A 7,814-nucleotide genomic window follows, 5' to 3' on the forward strand; every position below is an offset into this window, starting at 1 on the left:
TGGAGCAAGACATTGCCTTAACAGAATAAACGCAAAAACAACCACTGGGTCAGTACAAATCCCAGTGGTTGTTTTTATTTTAGTCTTTCAAAGTAGCCGGCATTTTTAAGTCCGCGGGGATGAGCACCAGTTTACCGCCATTTGGTACAGATTCTGTCAGCGCAAGGTAGCATTCATGCACCCTGCCAATGACATTTACCCGTTCGTCAGCGGGCAGCGGGGTGCGAACCAGCTGAATCTCCCCAGAATAGCGGCTGTAACCGATGTTATCCACTGTAATACAGCCCGCTGTGCGTTCTACGCAGTTTTGCGGCGTAATGGCACGCCCAAAGCAAGAGTATTCGCGCGATTCTTGAAAACGCATGGTGCACGCGGGTGAATCTGCCCGAACCGTAAACGTTCTGCCGTACAGCCCCTCACCGCCTGTTTCCAAACAAGCCGGAATGGGGCAGACTCCCGTGGTACAATATCGGTCGATCATGGCGAGCTGTGCCTCGCTCACCCTACCGTCGCCTACAAAAACGCCGTCAATCTGGTAGTTTTGTACCAAATCAAGGTAGCTGACGTATGGCGGCTGGCCTCGATGGCATTCCAGTGTGGGCAGCCCTTCAAAAATAGGGCCGCGCAGTGCTGTATCGCCGGGTATAAACGCCAGCACTTTTATGCCCACCCGGTGAAGCCGTTCATTGCACCTGCGAAAAAACGCTTCATCCAACCCCGTTTCGGGGCGTGGGTAAAAGTTGTGCATCGCATAAATACTGTTTTTAGCGGTTGCCAAACGCTCTGCAAGCGCATCGCCCAACGTGGACGCGTTCACCGCAATGGGCATCTGCATGGCAAGCGCCACTATCTCATCATCGGTAAAGCCGTAGTCAATACGCAAAATTTCAATGCCCATCTCACGTGCAAACCCGATGATGTCGTTCGTACCAAAAAATCCAAGCGTCTTTTTCGAGACATCCGCCACAACACGGAAGCCGGCGGCGCTGAGCCACCGGCACATTTCTTTTGCCCGTGCTGGGTAGGTTTCGTCAAGCTCCTCGCTGATATGAAACGAGGTAAACACATAGCTGCCCTTGCGGTACAGCTTTTGCAGATGCTCTTTCTGTGCCTCGAACAGAGAAAGATAAACCGAAAAACCCAATCCGTTAAGCATTTGCAACTTCCGAATCCTTAATGCCAAAGTAGGTGATGATAAAGCCCGCTGCATAAGAAATAAGCAAACCGATGAAGAAGTTGAGCATACCCATGGTGTTGGACATCAGCGGAATTGCAACCAAGCCCGACGGGCCCCATGCAACCGACATAACATGCGTAAGCATCACATACGCGCCGCCAAAGCCAGCGCCCAAACCGGCGGTGATAAACGGTTTGCCCATTGGCAGGGTAACACCGTAAATCAGCGGTTCGCCAACGCCCAGTAAGCCTGCGGGCAGAGCACCGGTAATGACCTTGCGCATTCTGTTGTTGCCAACTCTCTTTGCCTTGAGGTAGATAGCGATTGCCGCACCGACCTGACCTGCACCCGCCATAGCAAGCACAGGGAACAAGGTTACGCCGCCAATGGTTTCAAGCTGGATTGCATAGATGGGGATGAGACCATGGTGCAAGCCAAGCAGAACCATTGGCAGGAACACAGCCGACAAAACATAACCTGAAATAACACTAACAACCGGGTTGCCCGAGTTGATGATGACGCTTAGCGCTTTCACCAGCCAGTCGGAAATAAAGCCCGCAGCCGGCATGATAATGAGCACAAACAAAATTGCAGTTACCAGCAGGGAGATCAGCGGAGTAACGATAAGGTCGAGCACATCGGGGACGCGCTTGCGCACCCAGCGCTCAATCTTCGAAAGAATCCATACACCCACGATTACACCGATGATACCGCCTTTACCGGTGGTAAGCACCGATTCCAGTGGAACCGCTTCGTTGTACAGCCCGAAGAACTTTGAGATATCTACGATCTGTGCCATAATCGACATAGCGCCTACCATGCCGCCGAGCGCCTCGGTCGCGCCAAATTTCTTTGCTGCATTGATGCCGGTGTAGATTGCAAAGTAGCTGAGGAAACCGCCGCCAATCAAGGTAAACATTGTTCTAATCAGCGCCCAGATGCCCTCGGAGGCGATAACCTTGTCGGTCATCATCTGGCCGAGCAAGCTTGCCAAGCCGTTGAACAGCCCCGCCGCGATGATAGCCGGAATCAGCGGAATGAAAATTTCTGCGATGGTGCGAAGCGCCTTTTTCAGCCCGTTTTGTTTTTGCCCTGCTTTCATGGTCTCTTTGTTCTGCTGCCAATCTGCTGCAACAGCTTCAACACCAAATTCCTCGCGACAGATATCCATCAGTTTTTTTGCCTTGCCTGGCCCGACAACCACTTGCACGGTGTCGCCGTCCTCCACCAGTCCGAGCACTCCCTCAACCTTTTTCAGCTCATCTTTTTGTGCCACTGAAGCGTCTTTGAGTGTCAGACGAAGCCTTGTCATGCAGTTTGTTGCCGCTACAATGTTGTCTTTTCCCCCAACCAGCTCCAAAATTCTTTTGGCTAACTCGCTGTTTGTCATACATAACACCTCAATCTTTCTTTGTTCTATTGCAGGGCACCCCTAACATGCCCTTGTGTACGTTCCAGTTTTTCTTTTGCCTGTTTGGCATCACAGTTTTGCAGTGCCATAACAATAGCCAGCTTTACGCTGCCCTGCGCCTGCTCTAAAAGGTTTTTTGCCGTCTCACGGTCAACGTCGGTTGCCTCCATTAAAATGTTCTGCGCCCTCACATGCAGCTTTTCGTTGGTTTGCATTACATCCACCATCAGGTTGTGGTATGCTTTGCCAACACCCACCATCGAGGCGGTGGAGATCATGTTGAGTACCATCTTTTGTGCGGTGCCCGCTTTTAAACGAGTAGAACCGGTGAGCACCTCTGGGCCGACAATCGGCTCAATGGCAAGCTCGGCGGCCTTGCCGATTGCAGAGCCGTGGTTGCAGGCAATTGCCACGGTGTGGCAGCCAAGTGTTTTCGCGTATTCCAGTGCGGCGATTACATATGGTGTTCTTCCGCTTGCCGCAATGCCAATTACAATATCTTTTTGGCAAAGGTTTCGGTTTTTGAGGTCGTCAACGCCCATGGTAAGGCTGTCTTCCGCGCCCTCTACCGCTCTGACAAAGGCATTTTCACCGCCCGCCATCAGCCCCACAATCAAATCGGGCGATACCCCAAATGTGGGGGGGCACTCTACTGCATCGAGTACACCCAGCCTGCCGCTGGTGCCCGCGCCCATATAAATAAGTCTGCCGCCCGCCCGAAGCGACTGGGTAACCCATTCTACCGCCTGCGCAATTTGGGGCAGCACTTCGCGAATTGCCGCCGGCACTTTTGCGTCCTCATCATTCATAACAGTGACGATCTCCAGCGGAGTCATAATATCGAGATCGGTGGTGCGTTCATTTCTGGTTTCGGTTGTCATCTTGGTCAGATCCAGCAACTGAAGTCACTCCTTTACTATTTTCTGTGGTTTCTATTACAAACCGTGTGGATTTGGGCTTTAGGATATGTGTTTTTGAGAGCTGCTCAAGGCAATAATCATACCGGCTGTTTGCAAATGCCGTATATAGAATATCGACAATATTGAGCTGAGATATACGTGAGGACATCGCACCGCTGCGAAAAGTTGACTCATTCGCCGCTACATAAAGGTTGTGGTCGGCAAGCTCGGCAAGGGGGGAAGAATCGTAACGTGTAATTGCAATCACCGGCGCGCCAACCACGCGCATAGCACGCACGCATTCCAGCATCTCAACCGTCTGCCCCGAGTACGAGATTACAATGCCCACATCCTGCGGGGACATGTTGCGTGCCTGCAGCAGCTGCGAATGCCAGTCGTCATTGATAAAACAGGGCTTATTGAGCCGCAAAAACTTGAGGTGTGCGTCGCGCGCCACCACCAAAGACGAACCTATGCCAAACAGGCAGATATTGCGGCAGTCGCAAATCAGCTTTACACACTGCTTGAGCGTCTTCATATCGGTAAGGTTTTTTGTGTTCTCGAGAGATATTATGTTTTTGTATGTAATTTTATCCACAATCTCCTCAATGCTATCCGATTTTCCGATTTCTTTACGCTCCTCGGTAACACTTTGCTGTCGCACCGCCAGTTCATAGATGATAGCACTGCGAAACTCTTTATAGCCGTCAAACCCAAGCTTACGGCATAGGCGAATGACAGTGGAGGGCGACGAAAAGCTTGCCTCCGCCAGCTTATGGATACTGAGGCTTACCGACTGCTGTGGTTTTTCCAGCAGAAATTTAATAATTGTGCGTTCTGCCGACGACGCCTGATTCTGATATTCTTTCAGCAAAACAAGAACACTTTTCATACAGCATCATTCCTTATCACCATTTTATTCTTTCGAAACAATTATATCAACATTTTATCATACTTATGAAACTTTGTACCATATATTGACAAATATTGGCTTTGTAGATTGAGTTTTATAGTAATATTTTAAATAAAAACAAACAAACTATACAAAAAACACGTTTAACATTTGGGCAAAAGCTCAAAGTCTTTTTGGCGAACAATTGACATTTGCAGCGAAAAGCAATAGAATAGATACATAAGTGGTTGAAATTGGTGACTTATTTAAAACAACACCCCACACTTCAGTAGTGTGGGGATTTTTTCGCACAAGAGTAAGGAGTGTTTAAATGGAAGAAATGTCTAAAAACAAAATGGGCAGTGCTCCCATGCTTGCACTGATTCTGTCTATGTCGCTGCCCGCCATGTTTTCTATGCTGGTTCAGGCGCTTTACAACGTTGTAGACAGCTATTTTGTTGCAAAGCTGGGGGTCGAAGCGCTCACCGCAGTGTCGCTTGCTTTTCCCATTCAAAACTTAATGATTGCAATTGGTGTGGGTACCGGTGTGGGTATTAACTCGCTAGTTTCGCGCCGTTTGGGCGAGGGCCGTGTAGAAGAAGCAAACCGTGCCGCAACCCACGGCATTATGCTGGGTGCACTCAGCGGCTTAGCGGTAGCTTTGTTGGGTATTTTTGGGACAAGCTTGTTTTTTCGCAGCTTTACCTCAAACCCCCTCATCTACCAGATGGGCTGTGATTATGTATACGTTGTCACCATCTGCTCGTTTGGCATGTTTATTCAGATTAACATGGAAAAAACACTGCAATCCACCGGCAGCATGATTATCCCGATGTTCTCTCAGCTCATCGGCGCGGTCACCAACATTATTCTCGACCCAATCATGATTTTTGGTCTGTTTGGCTTCCCCAAAATGGGGGTTCGCGGTGCGGCAGTTGCCACCGTGGCCGGCCAGATTCTTGGCATGATCTTTGTTGTAATTATGGGGCTGGCGAAAAACCACGCGGTCAACATCTCGCTCAAGGGCTTTAAATTCAATGCAAAAACGATTAAAGATATTTATGCGGTTGGATTCCCCTCCATCATCATGCAGTCGATCGGTTCGGTAATGACAATGGGCATCAACGCTATCCTCATTACCTTCTCAGATGTTGCAGTTGCTATTTTTGGCATCTACTTTAAACTACAATCGTTTGTGTTCATGCCGGTGTTTGGTTTAACGCACGGTGTAATGCCCATTATGGGTTACAACTATGGCGCGCGCAACAAAAAGCGCTTGATGGATGCGCTGAAAATCGGCCTTGTGATTGCGCTAACAATTATGGCCGCCGGTACAGCACTGTTCTTTATGGCACCTGAACAATTGCTGATGATTTTCGATGCAAACGCCGAGATGCTGCAAATTGGTATACCGGCACTGCGCACTATTGCACTATGCTTTATTCCGGCTGCACTCGGAATCATGTTCTCTACGCTGTTTCAGGCGGTGGGCATGGGCGGCAGAAGCCTGCTCATCTCTATACTGCGTCAGCTGGTGCTGATTTTGCCGCTGGCATACTTCCTTTCAAAGCTGGGGCTGAATTTTGTATGGTATGCCTTCCCCCTTGCCGAGACGGTATCGTTTACGGCGAGCCTGGTTATCTTTTCTCTGCTGTATCGCAAGCACATCAAGAATCTGCAGCCACTTAGTGGCGAAACACCGGCTGCAGAGGCATAATTGCACATTAAAAAGGACGATTTCATAAGAAAGCGTCCTTTTTTATATCCATATATACAATGTATGCCCGCATTTAAAAGCAAATAGGCGCAAGAACCAATTACTTTTAATATACTGATAATAGCATATTTAAGAAAGGATGGTTCTTTTGGCTGATCACTACCCCTTTGAGCTTCAGCCCCTGCCGTACGCCTACGACGCGCTGGAGCCGTATATTGACACAGAAACGATGCACCTGCATCATGACAAGCACCTGGGTACTTATGTAGAAAACCTGAACAAAACACTTGCAAACTACCCTCGTTTTCACGACTGGAGCCTGACCCAGCTGCTCACCAATCTGGGGCGTATCCCCCGGCCAATACAGACAGCGGTGCGCAACAACGGCGGTGGCGTGTATAACCACAACCTGTATTTTTCCGGCATGACCCCCGATTCAACCCGCGAGCCTGTGGGCGCGTTGGCCGATGCAATTATGCAGCAATTTGGCAGTTACGATATTTTTAAACAACGGCTAAAGCAGGCAGGGCTCGACCGCTTTGGCTCGGGCTGGGCATGGCTTGTCAGCGATGGTGCAGGCAAGCTGCAGATACTTTCCACCCCGAATCAGGATGTTCCGCTGCCGCTTTGCCCGATTGTGGTAATGGATGTGTGGGAGCATGCTTATTATCTGAAATATCACAACCTCCGTGCCAATTACATTGACAACTGGTTCAACACCATCAACTGGCCGGTGGCAAATGAGCGCTATTTAAGCTGCTTGGGCGGCCCCCGGTTTTATTCGTAATGTTTTTCTACAGCCCGCAGATTTTTCACGTAATTTGATGACACTGCGTAAAATGGAATGTGTTTTGATGAAAACATAATCTGTTTTGGAGGAATACTATGCCGACTATCTATCTCAGTCCGTCTACGCAAGAAGCCAACCTGTATGTCACGGGCGGCACCGAGGAATATTACATGAACCTGATTGCGGATGCGATGCTTCCCTATTTGCGTTCCACAGGGATTCAATACGTGCGCAACACACCTGATATGACTGCCGCATCGTCCATACGACAATCCAATCAAGGCAACTACGACCTGCACCTTGCCCTGCACTCCAACGCTGCGCCCGAGGGGCGCTATGGCGAGGTTCGCGGCACCGATGTTTACTACTACCCTTACAGCGAAAAAGGAAAGCGTGCTGCCAACATTATTGCCCGCAATTTAAAGAAAATTTATCCCATCCCATCGCTGGTGCGCGCTGTTCCTACCACCTACCTTGGTGAGGTGCGCCTAACACGGGCACCAAGTGTATTTATTGAATTTGCATACCACGATAATGTTGAAGATGCGAACTGGATTACGAACAATATTCAGGAGATCGCCATTAATGTTGTGCAATCGCTTGCCGAATATTTTGGCATTCCGTTTATCTATGCACAGCCTGCCCAAAGCGGTACCGTCCGTGTTACATCGGGAAATCTCAATATCCGCAGCCGCCCCAACACCGGTGCGCCTGTAATCGCCCGTGCTCCCAACGGAGCTCCCATTACTGTATTGGGTGAATGGCAGGGCTGGTATGTGGTGAACTACAACGGCACCGTCGGTTATGCTGCCGCACGGTATATCGAGGTATAGACAGTTCTTTGCATTAAAAAGAGCCGCAGCGGAATACCGCTGTGCTTAGCACCAAGAAAAATGGACATTGAATAAAAAGACCTCCAATCGTAGAA

Annotated in this window: 7 protein-coding genes; 3 read left to right on the top strand and 4 right to left on the bottom strand. The window is 49.4% G+C overall.

Going from position 1 to position 7,814, the window contains the following annotated elements:
- Positions 1-79: 79 nt before the first annotated feature.
- Genes RTV33_RS14490 through RTV33_RS14505 form a run of 4 tightly spaced genes read right to left on the bottom strand, consistent with a single transcriptional unit; the run spans position 80 to position 4,379 of the window.
- On the bottom strand, positions 80-1,156 hold the full coding sequence (locus RTV33_RS14490) for a MupG family TIM beta-alpha barrel fold protein (RefSeq protein ID WP_312645418.1): 1,077 nt from the start codon (positions 1,154-1,156) through the stop codon (positions 80-82).
- On the bottom strand, positions 1,149-2,567 hold the full coding sequence (locus RTV33_RS14495) for a PTS transporter subunit EIIC (protein WP_312645419.1): 1,419 nt from the start codon (positions 2,565-2,567) through the stop codon (positions 1,149-1,151). The genes RTV33_RS14490 and RTV33_RS14495 overlap by 8 nt, the downstream gene beginning before the upstream one ends.
- 26 nt (positions 2,568-2,593) lie before the next feature.
- Positions 2,594-3,469, bottom strand: coding sequence for an N-acetylmuramic acid 6-phosphate etherase (gene murQ, locus RTV33_RS14500; RefSeq protein ID WP_396327523.1), 876 nt, complete (start codon positions 3,467-3,469; stop codon positions 2,594-2,596).
- Positions 3,447-4,379, bottom strand: a complete 933-nt coding sequence (locus tag RTV33_RS14505; RefSeq protein ID WP_312645422.1) for a MurR/RpiR family transcriptional regulator — start codon at positions 4,377-4,379, stop codon at positions 3,447-3,449. The genes murQ and RTV33_RS14505 overlap by 23 nt, the downstream gene beginning before the upstream one ends.
- Before the next feature lie 331 nt (positions 4,380-4,710).
- Here RTV33_RS14505 and RTV33_RS14510 point away from each other — a divergent pair, with 331 nt between their 5' ends.
- The 3 genes from RTV33_RS14510 (at position 4,711) to RTV33_RS14520 (ending at position 7,719) form a co-directional block, all read left to right on the top strand.
- On the top strand, positions 4,711-6,096 hold the full coding sequence (locus tag RTV33_RS14510; protein WP_312645423.1) for an MATE family efflux transporter: 1,386 nt from the start codon (positions 4,711-4,713) through the stop codon (positions 6,094-6,096).
- Positions 6,097-6,235: 139 nt separating this feature from the next.
- Positions 6,236-6,883 (top strand): superoxide dismutase, encoded by a 648-nt coding sequence (locus tag RTV33_RS14515; protein ID WP_396327522.1) that lies wholly within the window; start codon positions 6,236-6,238, stop codon positions 6,881-6,883.
- 98 nt (positions 6,884-6,981) lie between these two features.
- Complete coding sequence (locus RTV33_RS14520; protein WP_312645427.1) at positions 6,982-7,719, top strand: SH3 domain-containing protein; 738 nt, start codon at positions 6,982-6,984, stop codon at positions 7,717-7,719.
- Positions 7,720-7,814 lie beyond the last annotated feature (95 nt).

It is taken from the genome of Hydrogenoanaerobacterium sp. (assembly GCF_032017025.1).
In the GTDB taxonomy this organism is placed as follows: Bacteria; Bacillota; Clostridia; order Oscillospirales; family Ruminococcaceae; genus Hydrogenoanaerobacterium.